Origin of the sequence: Streptomyces sp. NPDC085927 (assembly GCF_044540975.1) — a bacterium.
GTDB lineage: Bacteria > Actinomycetota > Actinomycetes > Streptomycetales > Streptomycetaceae > Streptomyces > Streptomyces hirsutus.
In genome coordinates this window covers 146,373-160,176 of sequence record NZ_JBITSN010000011.1, presented here as the reverse complement: position 1 = coordinate 160,176, position 13,804 = coordinate 146,373, and the positions used below count along the sequence as shown (strand labels likewise).

Below are 13,804 nucleotides of genomic sequence, written 5' to 3'. Positions count from 1 at the left end.
CCTTACCGTTCACATCGCGGATGTCATGACTTCGCACCCCCCTGCGCATCGTGACTATTAGTTAGATCACTCTTACGCACCGTTACCTCACCGTGCATCGAGGGGAGACCTACACCACAGTGGCCCGACCCAGAAGCCCACCGATCACTGCGCAGGCTTCCCGGCAGGAGCAGCGATCGACGGGCGGGCACCCAGGAGGTACTGCTATGAGTGTGACCTCGGCAAACCCACCTTCGATCCCCCGACCGCGAGCCTGGGCTGCCGCCCTCGTCGTTATCGTGGTCGTCTACGTCCCCGTCGCACAGCTCCAAGACGTCCTGACCAGCCTGATCGCGCTGTCAGCAGTCCTGGTCTGCGGCTCTGCGGTGAGCGCAGTGTCGGCCCGACGGCCGCAGACGAGCGCGTGACCGTCGACTAGACCCGAAGAGACCCTCCCCGGCCTCCCCTCTCCGGGGAGCCGGGAGAGAGCCGCCCGCGCCCCCAGCGCGCCCGATCCAGCAGGAACGGACGGGGAGCAACAGGGAGGAACATCGGCTGACGACTCGAAACAGTCCGGTTCAGTGCCTCGCCAGGCCGGGCACGGCCCGGTCGCGCAACCTTCCACACCAGCTACGCGGGGTCGATTCCGTCGCCCGCTCCACACGGTTCAGGGCCGGCCGGAGCTTCATTCCTCCGACGGCCCTGTGCGTGTTCTCAGAAGCTGACCGAGTTGATCATGTCCGCTATCGAGTCCATGAAGCGATTGATCGACGGGGCCATGCCGGTGGAGGCGAGGAAGAAGCCGAAGAGGATCGCGACGATCGCGGGTCCGGCCTTGATGGACCCGCCTCTGATCAGTACTACAAGGATGATCGCCAACAGCAGCACCACAGACAGTGAAATGGCCACAACTGATCACACCCTTGGTCGGTCCGCTCGTCCGGTCCGGGCGACGCATCCCCGCGCACCCCGCCAGAACCATCGTGCCACCAACAGGACCGGCCTATGCGGCTCGTGACACATCATCCGCCTCACATCGGCCAGGTTCCGCGTGCGCGCCCGCCCGCGCGAGGGCGCGGCGGGTGCCGGACGGGCCCCGTGCGGAGCCGACGGCGCGGTCTCGCACGGTAATTCGACTCGCCACTCGCGGATGAAATCCGACCGGACCGGTGCCATATCCACACAACACCTCCGCGGCCATTTCCCATTGCCGCCCCACGTATCCCAACGAGCCCCCAGGCAGGACCCGAAGAGGAATGAAGCGGACATCTCTTCGGGAGGGACGGACGAGGCATATGTGCTGTTCGTCCAGGAGAAACTCGTCCGGAAACGGCGTGCCGGTTGCTCTGGAGCCTTGCTCGTGCGGTGCGTTCGGCGTGTGTCGGCCGTCACGCCGGCATAACCGTCGGCATTCCCGGATCGCGGGTATCCGGAATGGACAACCGGAATGACGTGGGAGTTTTACGCCTCCCCGCAGCGAACGCTAGGGTGCCTCAGATGTTCCACGCTGCCTCGTCCCCCAGAAGCGCAGCGAGTGCGCCGGTCCCTTCCCCGATTTCCTGGCGGGTGGCCCTGTGACGGACTCGCCTCGACCGAACGGCAACCGCAGAACGCCGCTTCCCCCGGCCTCGTCGCCGGGAACCGACGCGTCGACGACCGATACGCCGAGGAGCGGGGCGCCGGCCTCCGGCAAGCGGCGGGACGCGTTCTTCGACAACGCCAAGTACCTGGCGATCGTGCTGGTGGCCATAGGCCACTTCTGGGAGCCCATCAAGGGCGACAGCCGGTTCATGGAGGCCGCGTACACCGTCGTGTACGCCTTCCACATGCCGGCCTTCATCATCATCTCCGGCTTCTTCTCGCGCAGCTTCGACATGCGCCCCGACCGGCTGCGGCGGCTGGTCACCGGCGTCGCCGTGCCGTACATCGTCTTCGAGACGGCCTACCCGCTCTTCAAGCGGGTCGTCGACAGCGACCCGCAGCAGGAGATCAGTCTTCTCGACCCCTGGTATCTGACCTGGTTCCTGTGCGCGCTGTTCGTCTGGCGGCTGACCACGCCGATCTGGAAGGCGGTGCGCCACCCGCTGCCGCTGGCGCTCGGCCTCGCCATGCTGGCGAGCGTCTCCCCGCAGATCGGCGACGACCTCGATCTGCAGCGTGTCCTGCAGTTCCTGCCGTACTTCGTGCTCGGCCTGTGCATGAGGCCCGAGCACTTCCACCTGGTGCGCCGCCGGTCGGTGCGGATCCTGTCGGTGCCCGTGTTCGTCTCCGCACTGGCACTCGCCTGGTGGGCGGAACCGCGGATGACCACCGGGTGGCTCTACCACCGTGACTCCGCGCAGGAGCTGGGCGCGCCGTGGTGGGCCGGTCCGGTGATGGTGCTGGTGCTGTTCGGCTGCTCCCTGCTGCTGACGGCCTGCTTCTTCGCCTGGGTGCCGGGCCGCCACATGTGGTTCACGGCACTCGGCGCGGGCACGCTGTACGGCTATCTGCTGCACGGCTTCGTGGTGAAGGCCGGTGACTACCAGGGCTGGTTCGAGCCCTCGGTGCTGCACGAGCCGGCCGGTGCGGTCGCCGTGACCGTGTTCGCGGCGGTCCTGGTGACGTTCCTGTGCTCCAGGCCGGTGCAGCGGGTCTTCCGGTTCGCGATGGAGCCGAGGATGGAGTGGGCCTTCAAGCGCGGCGCGGCCGGACCGGCCCGCGAGCGCGAACGCGAGCGCGAACGCGAACAAGGGGAGAAGCGGGCGAAGCAGGAGGCCGGGGGGACGCGGGAGTCCCGGGAGGCTCAGAAGGCTCAGGAGCAGGTTTCCGCCTAGTCGGTCGCGCCGCGATGCAGTGCGGCCGGGTCGGCCCGGCCGGTCGGTCAGGCCGGCCGCTCGCCCGCCACGAGGCCGAGGAGTGTGCGCATCCGCGCGTACTTCTCGGCCAGTCGTGTGCGGGTCGCCTTGTCGAGTACCGCCAGCCGTGCCGGATCGGCGTTGTGCGCCAGGTCCGCCTCCTTCACCAGCAGCGCGCCCGGGGTCGCGAGGATGCGGGCCGCGTACGCCTCGGGCGGTTCCCCGGACCGCTTGGTGACCGCGAGGACGATGTCCCTGGTACGCCGGGTCAGTGCCGCTTCCCTGAGCCACTCCTGTGACAGTTTGCCGTCCTCGACGGCGTCGTGCAGCCAGGCCGCCGCGATCTGCTCCTCGTCGCCGCCGCGCGCCCGGACGCCCTCGGCGACGGCCCGGAGGTGCTCGGCGTACGGCACGCCCGCCTTGTCTCTCTGGCCTTCGTGCACGGCACGGGCGGTGGCCTCGATCTGGGCCGTGGTCAGCAGGCTGCGTGGTGTCCCGGTCACCCCTCCAGTGTCACCCTCGTGCGGTGCCGCGCGGGCTGGAGGGGGTCAGGAGAGTGGCGCCGGGCGCGGGGGCGGCCCCGCGGTCCCGTTCCCACCCGGCCGCCCAGCCCTCCGGTCGTCCGCTCGTCCGGCCGTCCGGTCGTCCGGCCGTCCGGTCGTCCGCTCGTCCGGCCACCCGGCCGTCCGGCCGTCCGGTCAGCGGGTCGCGGCGGCCGTGGGACCCTCGCGGCAGATCAGCAGGAGCGCCCGGTCGTCGTTGACGTCCTTGGCGACCGCTTCGATGAGGTGCCAGGCCGCTCCGTGGAAGCCGCCGGCGACATAACGGTCGGCCTCACCGGTGAGGCGGTCGATGCCTTCGACGATGTCCCGGTCCGCCGTCTCCACCAGGCCGTCGGTGAACAGCATCAGCACGTCGCCGGCGCGCAGCGAGCCTTTCACCGGGTCGAACTGGGCGCCGTCGTACACCCCGAGGAGCGGGCCGTCGCCCGTCTTCTCCTCCCACTTTCCGCTGCCCGCGCTGAGTTGGAGGCCCGGCGGATGCCCGGCGGAGTACAGCTCGTAGTCGCCGGAGTCCAGGTCGAGGACGAGGTGGATGGAGGTGGCGAAGCCCTCCTCCCATTCCTGGCGGAGCAGGTAGCCGTTGGCGGCCGGCAGGAAGGCGTGCGGCGGGAGGCTGCCGAGCAGGCCGCCGAAGGCGCCGGACAGCAGCAGGGCGCGCGATCCGGCGTCCATGCCCTTGCCCGACACGTCGGTCAGGACGACTTCCAGGGTGCGCCCGCCGTTGGTGCGGGCGGCGACCACGAAGTCGCCCGAGAAGGACTGGCCTCCCGCGGGGCGCAGGGACATCTCCCGGTGCCATCCGCTCGGCAGGGTCGGCAACTGGCTCTGGACGCGGATGCGTTCACGCAGGTCGAACAGCATGGTGCCGCCGCGCCGCCAGGGCACGCCCACCCGGCTGCGGAACTGGGCGACGACCAGGCCGAAGAAGCCTCCGGCGGCCACGACGAGGACGACGCCGGGGGTGACCCGGGAGGCGCCCTCGGTGTACGGGCCGAGCCGGACGGCCTCGACTATCAGCGCGGTCGCCGCCGCCGCGTACAGGCCGAGCAGGCTCGCCGGGCGCAGCAGCAGCCCGCCGGCGACGATCGGCAGGACCAGTGCGGACGGCGCGAACCACACGGAGTTGGCGAGGGTCGCCACCGCGATGAGCGGGATCGTCAGCAGCAGTCCGGCGAGGGCTATCCAGTCGGAGCCGTCTCCGCGGAAGTAGTCGACGGCAGCCCGGCGCACGCCGACGCGGGCCCGGTGCCACTGCTTCTTCAACCGGGCCGTCAGCGTGTCGGCTTCTGCGCGCCTCTCTCGTCCTGCTGCCATTAGTTCGGGACCCTATCCATCGGACCGGCCACTTGGCACGGGAGGTCCTGGTTGTCCCTCGTTGGGGAACCTGCTTCACAGTCAACTTCACCGGGCGCCGTCGCGGGGGGCGTCCGGCGGAAATTGTCTACCGGTGTTGGCAGGCGGGGCACCAGAAGAGGTTGCGGGCGGCGAGATCGGCGGTGCGGATCTCGCCGCCGCAGATGTGGCAGGGCCGGTGGGCCCTGCGGTAGACGTACACCTCGCCGCCGTGGTCGTCGACGCGCGGCGGGCGGCCCATCGCCTCCGGGGTGTGTTCCGGACGGACGGTGTCGATGCGGTTGTTGCGGACGCCCTCGCGCATCAGCCCGACCAGGTCGGTCCAGATCGCGTCCCACTCGGCGGGGGTGATGTCCCGGCCCGCTCGGTAGGGGTCGATGCGGTGCCGGAAGAGGACCTCGGCGCGGTAGACGTTTCCGACGCCGGCGATGACCTTCTGGTCCATGAGGAGCGCGGCGATCGTCGTACGGCTGCGGCTGATCCTGCGGTACGCGGCGTCCGGTTCCGCGTCCGGGCGCAGGGGGTCGGGGCCGAGACGGTCGTGTATCGCCCGCTTCTCGGCACCGGTGATCAGGGCGCAGGTGGTGGGCCCGCGCAGATCGGCGTACGCGGTGGGGTGCGCGAGGCGCAGGCGGACGGTGTCCGTGGGCGGGGGCGCGGGGGCCGGGCCCAGGGCGACCTTGCCGAAGAGGCCGAGGTGGATGTGGACCCAGTCGGTGTGCTCGGGGTCGGGGTCGCGGAAGCCGAGGAAGAGGTGCTTGCCGTGGGCGTCGGCGGTGTGCAGGGGGGTGCGGTCCAGGAGGGCGGCGGCGTCACTGAACTTGCCCTGGGGGCTGGTCACTCGGAGAGGGCTGCCGTCGGCGAAGGCGGCGGCGTAGTCCTCGGCCAGCCGGTGGATGGTGTGTCCCTCCGGCACGGGTCCGGTCCCTCCCTCTCTGCTCTCGCTGCCCTCTGAATGCCCTGTGATTCCCCCATCGCTGCCGGAGCCGGCCGCGTCCTTCGGCCCCGCCGTGGGAGCTACGGCTCCCCGGCGGGTCGTGTACGGGCCGGTCGCCGGTTACTGCTGGGGGTGGTGGGGCGGGATCGGGGGAAGGTCGCCGGTGGTCTCGTAGGCCGCGAGCATGTCGATGCGGCGGCTGTGGCGCTCGTCGCCCGAGAACGGGGTGCCGAGGAAGATCTCGACGAACTTCGTCGCCTCCTCCGTGGTGTGCATGCGCGCACCCACCGCGACCACGTTGGCGTCGTTGTGCGTGCGGCCCAGCGCCGCGGTCTCCTCGCTCCACGCCAGGGCCGCCCGTACGCCCTTCACCTTGTTCGCGGCGATCTGCTCGCCGTTGCCGGAGCCGCCGATCACGATGCCGAGGCTGCCGGGGTCGGCGGCGGTCCGCTCGGCCGCGCGGAGGCAGAAGGGCGGGTAGTCGTCCTGGGCGTCGTAGATGTGGGGCCCGCAGTCGACGGGCTCGTGGCCCGCGTCCTTGAGCCACGCGGCGAGGTGGTTCTTGAGTTCGTATCCGGCATGGTCGGAACCGAGGTACACGCGCATGCTCCGAGTGTGACACGGCGGATCGCGCGCGGGCGCGTCGGGGCAGGGGGCACGGGAGCGCGGGTCACGAGGGCGCAGGAGCGCGGGGGCAGGGGTCAAAGCACCGTGAAGCTCTCCTTCACCTTCTCGTACGTGCCGAGCGCGGCGGTCCCGGTGTGCGGCTGGTACCAGGTGTTGATCTGGTACGACTTCCCGTCCACGTTGAAGCCGAGCAGACGTGCGTGCCAGGCGACACCCTTGAGGGTGAACGTGTACTCCCAGACCACCGCCGGGTGGTCGCGGAAGACCGTCTCCTCCAGGCGGATCTTCCGGTAGTCCCGGCCCTGATGGGCGTTGCGTTCCGAGGTCTGCCAGGTCTCCAGCAGGTCGCCGCGGGCCAGGGAGGACTTGGCGACGAGTTCCTGGCTGCCGTCCGGGGAGGTGTAGTGGACCTCCGCTCCAGTCTGCACGTCCCGCCGCCAGCCCTCGGGCGGGGCCCAGGCGAACCCGCCGGCCTCCCGGCGGGTGCCCGGCGGAAGGGTGGCCGGGCGGGAGGTGCCGCCGACGGTGGGCGAGGCGTCGCCCGCGGTCGCCGTACCGGACGGCGTGGAGGACACGGACGGTGCGGGTGTGGTCCGCGTCGTCGTGGAGGAGGCGACGGCGCGGTTGCCGTCGTCCGGCGGACCGGCGTCCGGCGCCAGGAGGACGGCGACGACGACACCCGCGGCGAGCACCGTGCCGCCGGCGGCCGCGAGCACGGTACGGCGACGGTCGCCGCCCCGCCCCCGCCCCCGCCCGCGCCGGGGCCGGCTCGGAGCGGCCGGCAGGGCGGGGCCCGGGGGCTCCCCCGGCGGCATGGGGTCGGGTGTCGGTACGGGATCGGGTGTCGGTACGGGGCCGGGTGTCGGTACGGGGTCGGGGTGCGGGCGCTGCTCGGTGACCGCCCGGGCACGGTCGAGGGAGACACCGCGAGGGCGGGGCGATGCCGAGGGGGACGGAGACGGGGATGGGGACGGGGACGGGGGTTCTGCGGGAGCGGGGCTCTCCGGGTTCGCCGGTTCCGGTGTCTCCTCCGGGGTGCTCGTGGGTTGTCGTGACGCCGGGATGTCCCGCGCGGCCACCGGGAGGGTGGGGGTCGGGTCCGGGAAGGCGACCGGTTCCAGGGCGGATTCCACGTCGTCCAGGCCGGGGCGGTCCGACGGCCCCTTCTTCAGGAGGGCGGTGAGGATCTCGTGCAACGGACCGGCATCGAGCGGGAGTTCGGGCTCCTCGTAGAGCACCGCGTGCAGGGTCGCCAGGGTGGTGTCGCGGGTGAAGGGCGACCTTCCGCCCAGGGCGGCGCAGAGGGTGGCGCCCAGGGACCAGAGGTCGGACGGCGGCCCCTGGGGGCGGCCGGAGATGCGCTCGGGAGCCATGTAGTCGGGCGAGCCGACCAGCGTCCCGATCATGGTGAGGGCCTTGGCGTCCTGGATGGCCGCGATGCCGAAGTCCGTGAGGACGACCCGCCGTTCACGGGGCCGGCCGCCGCCGTTCTCCACGAGGACGTTCCCGGGTTTGATGTCGCGGTGCAGTACACCGCGCGCGTGGACCTGCCGCAGCGCGGCGACCAGGCCCAGGCCGACGCGGGCCGTGTCGGACGGGCTCAGCCGGCCCTGTTCGGCGATGATCCGCTCCAGGGAGGGGCCGGCCACCAACTCCATGACGATCCAGAGGCGTTCGCCCTCGTCGACCACGTCGTAGACCCGTACGACGTTGGGGTGGTCGATCCGGGCGGTGGCCCTGGCCTCGCGCAGGGTGCGTTCGCGGCGGGTGCGGGCGTCCTCCGCGTCGAGGCCGTCCATCCGCATCTCCTTGACGGCGACCCACCGGTCGAGCATTTCGTCGGCGGCTCGCCACACCCGCCCCATTCCTCCCTGGCCGATACTCTCTTCCAGTCGATAGCGCCCCGCCACCAGAATCCCCGCGACACCGTCACTGCCCGCGTTTCCCGGCAATTCGCTGCACCCCCTTCGCGATACGCCGAGCGAAACACAATGGTCACACTTCAGACCGTCCCAGCATAGTGGGGACAAATCTTGTGGTACCTCTTCGAGTACGCGGATTCAGGCGCGGGCAAGGGGGGCGAACATGAGTTCTCGTCGCACGACGACCATCACAGGATCGCTGGTGGCAGCATCTTTCTCGGTGGTTCTGATCCTTTCCGGCACGGCCGGTGCGGAGGATGGGGGACCCGGGAGCGACAAGGGGGGAAAACCCGTCGACCAGGCACCGCAGGGAATCGAGCTGACCACCCGGCTGCCCGAAAGGATCTCGGTCGACAACGACTCGGAAAAGGCGGCGATAACCGCCACGGTGAAGAACGAGGGAAACAAGGACAGCGGGAAGATCAATCTTTTGGTGGTGGGTTTCGACGGGCTCACCGTCAAGGGAGTGAAGGGCTGCGATCCCATTCCCGCGAACAGCCTTCCGGAAGGTTCGAACAGCGGTTTCCGTTGTGCCCTCGGCCATCTGGCAGCCGGTGCCTCGAAGTCGTACGCCGTCGACGCCACGTACGACCTCGGCAGGACCGGGAAGATCTGCCTGCCCGTCCAGTCCGGGGACGGGTCGAAGACGTACTGGCAGCAGGGCCCGGTGCCGTTCGGCACCGCCAACCCGTCGCCGGACGCCCCGGCCACCCCTCTGCTCCTCGGTACCGACAACCAGCCGGTGAACCCGGGCGCGGACGAGTTGCCCAGGACCGGCCCCGCGCGGGAGCTGCTGCCGCTGGGCACGACGGGGGCCGCGCTCCTCGCGGCCGGGGCGGCCGGGCTGTGGTGGTCGTCGCGGCGGCCACGGCGGCGGGAGGGCTGACCGGACCCACCGGCGGGGCCGCCCGGTGAGACCGCCGGGCGGCCCCGGGAACGCGGAAGGAGGCCGGCCGGGCGCTGCACGCGCGCCCGGCCGGCCTCCTTCTTTCGCTCTTCGCTCTTCGCTCTTTCGCTACGGACCGGTCCGCAGGGACCCGTCCGTCACCGCTTGTTGACGAACCGCCAGGCGGTGGGCAGCACGCCCATGGCCAGCGCCGCCTTCAGGGCGTCACCGATGAGGAACGGGGTGAGGCCGGCCGCGATCGCGGCGGAGGCGGACATGCCGGTGGCCAGCGCCAGGTAGGGCACACCGACGGCGTAGATGACCGCCGAGCCGAGCAGCATGCTGCCCGCCGTCCGCCAGACGGAGCGGTCGGCGCCGCGGCGGGCGAGGGAGCCCACGACGACCGCGGCCAGCAGCATGCCCAGGACGTAGCCGAACGACGGCATCCCGATGCCGGACCCGCCCTCGGCGAACCACGGCACACCGGCGGCGCCCGCCATCGCGTACAGCGCGAGGGCGAACAGGCCGCGCCGGGCGCCGAGGGTGGTGCCGACGAGCAGCGCGGCGAAGGTCTGACCGGTCACCGGGACCGGGGAGCCCGGGACGGGGACGGCGAGCTGGGCGGCGATGCCGGTGAACGCGGCACCTCCGACCACGAGGGCCACGTCCCGTACACGGGACGCCGGGACGAGGTCGGCGAGGACCAGACCGACTCGGGTCCCGCCTTGCTGGTGCAGAGCGGATGGGGCGGCTGCGGTGCTCATGGGGACTCCGCGGAGGTGAGGGCGGTTCGGGACACGGCGACGCTATCCCAGCGCCCTCGCGCCGATCACCGTCAGCGCTCGACAAAGGCTCCAGCACGCCCGTGGTGGGCTCCGGACAAAAAACGCCCGCCAACCGGGGCCCGGCGTGATGCCGGTCACTGCGGTGACGTGGTCTCTCCTACAGGGCCCGGTCCGGCGGCGTCTGTAGGGTCCCGCCAAAGCGGTCGGCCGAGGTTCTCGCCGCCGGCGCGTGCGCACGCCGTCGCCGTCTCGCCCGCAGGCGGAGGCGGCGGGCGACCCCGTGGCCGCCGCGTGAGCGGCCGGGCACCGGCCGGACGGCCGGACGGCCGGGCAAGTAACCGGAGCATCACCCTCCGCATGACACGTGTCCACATGCTGGGCGGCCTCCCCGTCAGGCGGAAGGGGCCGCCCAGACTGGCGGGGTTTTCACCGTCTTCCGTATTGGACGAGCCGTGTCCGTGCCCAGCCCTTCCACCGAGACACCCGGGTCACCCGCGACAGCCGGGACGTCCGGGTCGCCCGGGACACCCGGGTCACCGCCGCGGCATCAGGACGGAGCCCCGCTCTCCCAAGGCCTGAAGCAGCGCCATCTGTCGATGATCGCCCTGGGCGGGGTGATCGGCGCCGGGCTGTTCGTCGGTTCCGGCGCGGGCATCGCCGCCGCGGGGCCGTCGATCGTCATCGCCTACGCCCTCTCCGGCCTGCTGGTCATGCTGGTGATGCGGATGCTCGGCGAGATGTCGGCCGCGTATCCGTCGTCCGGTTCGTTCTCGGCGCACGCGGAGCGGGCGATCGGGCCCTGGGCGGGCTTCGCCTCGGGCTGGGCGTTCTGGGTGCTGCTGTGCACGGCGGTCGGCCTGGAGGGCATCGGCGCCGCGAAGATCGTCACCGGCTGGCTCCCGGGCACGCCCGAGTGGGCGTGGGTGGCGCTGTTCATGGTGATGTTCTGTGCCACGAACCTCGCGGCCGTGAAGAAGTTCGGCGAGTTCGAGTTCTGGTTCGCGGCGCTGAAGGTCGGCGCGATCTCACTGTTCCTGGTGCTCGGCGTACTGGCCCTCGCGGGCGTGCTGCCGGGCACCGACTCCCCCGGCACCTCGAACCTCACCCCGCTGCTCCCCAACGGCGGCGAGGGGCTGGTGATCGGCCTGCTCGCCTCCGTCTTCGCGTACGGCGGCCTGGAGACGGTCACCATCGCCGCGGCGGAGTCGGAGAACCCGGTCAAGGGCGTCGCGAGCGCCGTCCGTACGGCGATGTGGCGGATCGCGCTGTTCTACATCGGCTCGATGGCGGTCGTCGTCGCCCTGGTCCCGTGGGACTCGCCGGCGGTCGTCGAGCAGGGCCCGTACGTCGCCGCCCTGGAGCGTCTGGGCATCCCGGGCGCCGGACAGCTGATGAACGTCGTGGTGCTGGTGGCACTGCTGTCCGCGATGAACGCCAACATCTACGGCGCCTCGCGCATCGGCTACTCCCTGGTGCAGCGCGGGCAGGGCCCGAAGGTGCTGGGCCGGGTGTCGGCCGGGGTGCCGCGGATCGCCGTGCTGGCCTCGTCGGTCTTCGGGTTCCTGTGCGTGCTGCTGAGCTACTGGCGGCCCGACGACGTCTTCTCCTGGCTGCTCAACATGATCGGCGCGGTGATCCTGGTCGTCTGGATCTTCATCGCCGTCTCGCAGCTGCGGCTGCGCCGCGTCCTGGAGCGCGAGGCTCCGGAGAAGCTGGTCGTCCGGATGTGGGCGTTCCCGGTGCTGACGTGGATCGCGCTGGCCGGGATGGCCGCCATCTTCGTCCTGATGGCCCGGGAACCGGACACGCGCGTGCAGCTGTACTCGACGGGCGGCATGACCCTGGCCCTGGGGGCCGCCGGCTACGCCTGGCAGCGGTCCGGGGCCCGCACGCGAGCCGAGGGCTGACCCCTTCCCCCTCCCGCCGCTCCCACGACGAGGGCCCCCGCCCGGACGACCGAGTCCGGGCGGGGGCCCTTTCGCGTGCCGCTGTGCGCACCGGGCACACGGAGAGCCCTTCTGCTGCTAGCGTGCAGTTGCAAGCTCTTTGCAATAAGCGGTTCGAAGGGGACCCATGCCCGTCTACACGCTGCCCGACCTGCCGTACGACTACGCGGCGCTCGCGCCGGTGATCAGTCCCGAGATCATCGAGCTGCACCACGACAAGCACCACGCGGCCTACGTGAAGGGCGCCAACGACACGCTGGAGCAGCTCGCGGAGGCCCGGGACAAGGAGTCGTGGGGCTCGGTCAACGGGCTCGAGAAGAACCTGGCGTTCCATCTCTCCGGGCACATCCTGCACTCGATCTACTGGCACAACATGACCGGCGACGGCGGCGGCGAGCCGCTGGAGAAGGACGGCGTGGGCGAGCTGGCCGGCGCGATCGCGGAGTCCTTCGGCTCCTTCGCGGGCTTCAAGGCGCAGCTGTCCAAGGCGGCGGCGACCACACAGGGGTCGGGCTGGGGCGTCCTGGCGTACGAGCCGCTGAGCGGCCGCCTGATCGTGGAGCAGGTCTACGACCACCAGGGCAACGTCGGCCAGGGCGCGACGCCGATCCTGGTCTTCGACGCCTGGGAGCACGCCTTCTACCTCCAGTACAGGAACCAGAAGGTCGACTTCATCGAGGCCATGTGGGCGGTCGTGAACTGGCAGGACGTGGCCAGGCGCCACGAGGCCGCGAAGTCCCGCACGGATGTGCTCCTGCTCGCCCTCTGAGGGCCGCCCGTGAACGTCCTGCCCCGTGATCGTCTTCTCACCGTTCACCCGGCAGGCGGAAAGACGGAAGCCCTCGCGAGGACTCGACTCGCGGGGGCTTCCGGTATGCGGCGTTCCGGGTCAAAGTGCCCCATGACGACACTGAGGACCAAGAAGTACCCCTGCTCGACCTGCGACGCGGAGCAACTGCACCGTCAGCTGACCAGGGCGGAACAGGAACAGCTCAAGGAACGGCTGGGCCGCACGGGGGTGAGCGAGTTCTGGATCTGCGAGAACGTGCTGGACCCGGAGACCGGCAGGCAGTGCCGCAACCTGCGCACGGGGTGGGTCATGAAGCCGTTCCCCAAGCCCATCCGCCTGCCCGAACCGAAGTGACGGGCCCGGGGCGGGGGGCCCGGAGTCACTGCGGGCCGCCGGAGCGGCCGGCCCCGGGTCGCCCCGTCACAGGTTGCTGAAGTCCGGGCCCTTCGTCCGCGTGCGCTTGAGCTCGTAGAAGCCGGGGACGGAGGCCACGGCGAGGGTGCCGTCCCAGAGGCGGGCGGCCTCCTCGCCCTTGGGGGCGGGGGTGACGACCGGGCCGAAGAAGGCGATCTGCTCGCCGTCGGCGCCGGGCACGGCGATGACCGGGGTGCCGACGTCCTGGCCGACCTTGTCGATGCCCTCCTTGTGGGAGGCGCGCAGCTGGGGCTCGTACGGGGTGGAGTCCCAGTGCTCCATGAGGGAGTCGGGCAGGCCGACCTCCTTCAGGGCGGCGGCGACGGCCTCCTTCTCCGGACCCTCGCCCTGGTTGTGGATGCGGGTGCCGAGCGCGGTGTAGAGGTCGCCGAGCACCTCGGCGCCGTGCTCCTCCTGGGCCGCGATGACGACGCGGACGGGGCCCCACGCCTTGGTCGCGAGCATCTCGCGGTACTCCTCGGGCAGCTCGTCGAGCCGGTCCTCGTTGAGCACCGCGAGGCTCATCAGATGCCAGTGGACCTTGATGTCCCGCACCTTCTCCACCTCCAGCACCCAGCGGGAGGTCATCCAGGCCCAGGGGCACAGCGGGTCGAACCAGAAGTCGACGGGAGTGGCGGCGGTGGACGTGTCCGGCATGACGCTCCTCAGGAGGCAGGTGCGGGGAATGGCTTCCCCGGGAAACACCGGGGCTCCCCCTGCCATTCCCGCACCGCTCCCGGCCCTCCCGCTCCCGGCTGCCCCGCG

General features: G+C 71.2%; 13 protein-coding genes. 5 read left to right on the top strand and 8 right to left on the bottom strand.

Annotated features, from left to right (window positions below; translation table 11 throughout):
• Positions 1–693: 693 nt before the first annotated feature.
• The gene (locus ACIF80_RS26470) at positions 694–888 is read right to left on the bottom strand and encodes a hypothetical protein (RefSeq protein WP_055593252.1); all 195 of its coding nucleotides are present in this window, start codon (positions 886–888) and stop codon (positions 694–696) included.
• A 665-nt stretch (positions 889–1,553) separates the two neighbouring features.
• On the opposite strand from ACIF80_RS26470, the gene ACIF80_RS26465 reads away from it, so the two are divergent.
• On the top strand, positions 1,554–2,795 hold the full coding sequence (locus tag ACIF80_RS26465) for an acyltransferase family protein (protein WP_399809264.1): 1,242 nt from the start codon (positions 1,554–1,556) through the stop codon (positions 2,793–2,795).
• A gap of 47 nt (positions 2,796–2,842) precedes the next feature.
• On the opposite strand, the gene ACIF80_RS26460 is transcribed toward ACIF80_RS26465, so the two are convergent.
• The 5 genes from ACIF80_RS26460 to ACIF80_RS26440 all read right to left on the bottom strand — a co-directional run bounded on the left by ACIF80_RS26460 (position 2,843) and on the right by ACIF80_RS26440 (position 8,206).
• The gene (locus ACIF80_RS26460; RefSeq protein ID WP_399809262.1) at positions 2,843–3,319 is read right to left on the bottom strand and encodes an HD domain-containing protein; all 477 of its coding nucleotides are present in this window, start codon (positions 3,317–3,319) and stop codon (positions 2,843–2,845) included.
• A 195-nt stretch (positions 3,320–3,514) separates the two neighbouring features.
• Complete coding sequence (locus ACIF80_RS26455) at positions 3,515–4,693, bottom strand: PP2C family protein-serine/threonine phosphatase (protein WP_399809260.1); 1,179 nt, start codon at positions 4,691–4,693, stop codon at positions 3,515–3,517.
• Between the two features lie 127 nt (positions 4,694–4,820).
• A complete protein-coding gene (locus tag ACIF80_RS26450; protein ID WP_399809257.1) occupies positions 4,821–5,648 on the bottom strand; it encodes an Fpg/Nei family DNA glycosylase in 828 nt (275 codons plus the stop codon).
• Between the two features lie 141 nt (positions 5,649–5,789).
• The gene (locus tag ACIF80_RS26445; protein WP_055691572.1) at positions 5,790–6,275 is read right to left on the bottom strand and encodes a ribose-5-phosphate isomerase; all 486 of its coding nucleotides are present in this window, start codon (positions 6,273–6,275) and stop codon (positions 5,790–5,792) included.
• A gap of 95 nt (positions 6,276–6,370) precedes the next feature.
• Positions 6,371–8,206, bottom strand: a complete 1,836-nt coding sequence (locus tag ACIF80_RS26440; RefSeq protein ID WP_399809413.1) for a protein kinase — start codon at positions 8,204–8,206, stop codon at positions 6,371–6,373.
• Positions 8,207–8,381: 175 nt separating this feature from the next.
• Here ACIF80_RS26440 and ACIF80_RS26435 point away from each other — a divergent pair, with 175 nt between their 5' ends.
• Positions 8,382–9,104 carry a hypothetical protein gene (locus ACIF80_RS26435; RefSeq protein WP_399809255.1) on the top strand — a complete coding sequence of 241 codons (723 nt, stop codon included), beginning with the start codon at positions 8,382–8,384 and terminating at the stop codon, positions 9,102–9,104.
• Positions 9,105–9,262: 158 nt separating this feature from the next.
• Here ACIF80_RS26435 and ACIF80_RS26430 read toward each other — a convergent pair whose 3' ends face one another.
• Entirely contained in the window at positions 9,263–9,868 is a 606-nt protein-coding gene (locus ACIF80_RS26430) for a biotin transporter BioY (RefSeq protein ID WP_399809252.1), read from the bottom strand.
• Between the two features lie 596 nt (positions 9,869–10,464).
• On the opposite strand from ACIF80_RS26430, the gene ACIF80_RS26425 reads away from it, so the two are divergent.
• The 3 genes from ACIF80_RS26425 (at position 10,465) to ACIF80_RS26415 (ending at position 12,979) form a co-directional block, all read left to right on the top strand.
• On the top strand, positions 10,465–11,796 hold the full coding sequence (locus ACIF80_RS26425; protein ID WP_399809411.1) for an amino acid permease: 1,332 nt from the start codon (positions 10,465–10,467) through the stop codon (positions 11,794–11,796).
• Between the two features lie 166 nt (positions 11,797–11,962).
• Positions 11,963–12,604, top strand: a complete 642-nt coding sequence (locus ACIF80_RS26420; protein WP_399809250.1) for a superoxide dismutase — start codon at positions 11,963–11,965, stop codon at positions 12,602–12,604.
• A 132-nt stretch (positions 12,605–12,736) separates the two neighbouring features.
• Entirely contained in the window at positions 12,737–12,979 is a 243-nt protein-coding gene (locus tag ACIF80_RS26415) for a hypothetical protein (RefSeq protein WP_399809247.1), read from the top strand.
• A gap of 66 nt (positions 12,980–13,045) precedes the next feature.
• On the opposite strand, the gene ACIF80_RS26410 is transcribed toward ACIF80_RS26415, so the two are convergent.
• On the bottom strand, positions 13,046–13,696 hold the full coding sequence (locus ACIF80_RS26410; protein ID WP_399809245.1) for a DsbA family protein: 651 nt from the start codon (positions 13,694–13,696) through the stop codon (positions 13,046–13,048).
• Positions 13,697–13,804: the final 108 nt, after the last annotated feature.